The following is a 2,267-nucleotide window of genomic DNA, read 5'->3' on the forward strand; positions in this document are numbered from 1 at the left end:
CCGTCCCGCCGCGGGAAAACGGCGGCAACCACGACATCAAGAACTTCACCCGCGGCTCGCGGGTGTTCTACCCGGTGCACGTGCCCGGGGCGAAACTCTCCGGCGGTGACCTGCACTTCAGCCAGGGCGACGGCGAGATCAACTTCTGCGGCGCCATCGAGATGGGCGGCTACATCGACCTCGCCGTCGACCTCATCAAGGGCGGGATGGACACCTACGGCATCCACACCAACCCGGCCTTCATCCCCGGCCGGGTGGAGCCGCGGTACTCGGAGTTCCTCACCTTCATCGGCGTCTCGGTGGACCACCGGGACAACACCAACCTGTACATGGACGCCACCGAGGCCTACCGCAACGCCTGCCTGAACGCCATCGAGTACCTGAAGCAGTGGGGCTACACCGGGCAGCAGGCGTATCTGATCCTGGGCACGTCCCCGATCGAGGGACGGGTCAGCGGCGTGGTGGACATCCCCAACGCGTGCTGCTCGCTGTACCTGCCGACCGAGATCTTCGACTTCGACATCCGGCCGGGCGGGCAGGGGCCGGTCAAGCAGGACCGCGGGCAAGTCTGCGTCACCTCCTGACACTCGGACCCGTGTCACCCGGACGGAAGGGAGAGGTCCCATGGCCCGCGAGCCGGAGAAGGCCGTCTTCGACAACGTCACGCTGCAGTGCGGGCAGACCCTGCCCCGCGTGGAGCTGGTCTACCAGACCTACGGCAAGCCGAACGCGGCGAAGGACAACCTGATCGTCTATCCGACCTGGTACTCGGGTCGACATCAGGACAACGAGTGGCTCATCGGCCCCGGCATGGCCCTGGACCCGGACCGTTGGTTCATCGTGGTGCCGAACATGCTGGGCAACGGCGTGTCCAGCTCCCCGAGCAACACCGCCGAGCCGTTCAACCAGGCGGCGTTCCCGCCGGTGACCGTGCACGACAACGTGCGCCTGCAACACCGGCTGGTGACCGAGGTGCTCGGCTTCGACCGGGTCGCCCTGGTCACCGGATGGTCGATGGGGGCGATGCAGTCCTTCGAGTGGGGCGCGGCCCATCCCGACATGGTCGAACGGATCGGCCCGTTCTGCGGCACCGCCCGGGTGTGGCCGCACAACGTCGTCTTCCTGGAGGCCGTCAAGGCCGCGATCCGCACCGACGCGGCATGGCAGGACGGGTGGTACACCGACAAGCCGCACCGTGCGCTGCGCGCGGTCGGGCGTGTGTACGCCGGGTGGGGGATGTCCCAGGCCTTCTACCGCGACGAGCTCTGGCGGGAACTCGGCCACGCCTCCCTGGAGGATTTCCTCGTCGGCTTCTGGGAGGGCTTCTTCCTCCAGCGCGACCCGAACAACCTGCTGGCGATGGCCTGGACGTGGCAACACGGCGACCCGAGCGCCAACGACCGCTACCGGGGCGACCTCACCGCCGCGCTGAACGCGATCACCGCGCGCGCCGTCGTCATGCCGTGCCGGACGGACCTCTACTTCACCCCCGAGGACAGCGAGTACGAGACGGGGCTGCTGCCGAACGCCGAGTTCCGCCCGATCCCGTCCGTCTGGGGCCACTTCGCGGGAAGCGGCGCCAACCCCACCGACACCGAGTTCATCGACACCGCACTCAAGGACCTGCTCGCGAGCTGAGCGGGTCGGCACCACACGCGACGTCCGTCAGGGGAAGGACCGGGTCACCCATGATCGCTCTCGTGTTGCTCTACGTCGGGGCCGTGCTGGCTCTGAACGGCCTCTGGCTGCTGGGCCACATCCAGGACCGCGAGATCGGCATCATCAACCTGTTCTCCGGCGGGATCATCCTGGTCGCGGCGATCATCTCGATGGTCCTCGGCACGATGCGGGACGACTTCACCGCCATCGTGTTCGGGGCGCAGATCCTGCTGTTCTCGTTCACCTACCTGTGGATCGCCTACAACCGGTACGTGGACGTGGACGGGCGCGGACTCGGCTGGTACAGCCTGTTCGTCGCGCTCACCGCGGCGCCGACCGCCGCCCTCACCCTCGCCGACGCGGACGGCGCGACGTGGATGACCTGGCTGGGCGTGAACTGGGCCGCGTGGGCGGTGCTGTGGTTCCTGTACTGGGTCCTGCTCGGGCTGCAACGCCCCATCACCCGGATCGCGGGCGTCGTCACCCTCCTCGTCGGCATCGGAACCGGCTGGCTCCCGGCCTACCTGCTGCTCACCGACTACCTCACCCTGCCGGCCTGACCCGGGGCCGCCGGTGCCTGAAGCCGTCACGGGACGGACGACGCCGCG

Annotated in this window: 3 protein-coding genes; all 3 read left to right on the plus strand. The window is 68.4% G+C overall.

The annotated features are described in order from the left end of the window. On the plus strand, positions 1-584 hold a 584-nt coding region (locus tag ACTIR_RS21130), incomplete at its 5' end, for an acetamidase/formamidase family protein (protein WP_034237826.1). Between the two features lie 40 nt (positions 585-624). Then, positions 625-1,638 carry an alpha/beta fold hydrolase gene (locus ACTIR_RS0101695; RefSeq protein WP_026452992.1) on the plus strand — a complete coding sequence of 338 codons (1,014 nt, stop codon included), beginning with the start codon at positions 625-627 and terminating at the stop codon, positions 1,636-1,638. Between the two features lie 50 nt (positions 1,639-1,688). Next, on the plus strand, positions 1,689-2,219 hold the full coding sequence (locus ACTIR_RS0101700) for an AmiS/UreI family transporter (RefSeq protein WP_026452993.1): 531 nt from the start codon (positions 1,689-1,691) through the stop codon (positions 2,217-2,219). Positions 2,220-2,267 lie beyond the last annotated feature (48 nt).

Origin of the sequence: Saccharomonospora iraqiensis subsp. iraqiensis, assembly GCF_000430445.1 — a bacterium.
Taxonomy (GTDB): Bacteria; Actinomycetota; Actinomycetes; order Mycobacteriales; family Pseudonocardiaceae; genus Saccharomonospora; species Saccharomonospora iraqiensis.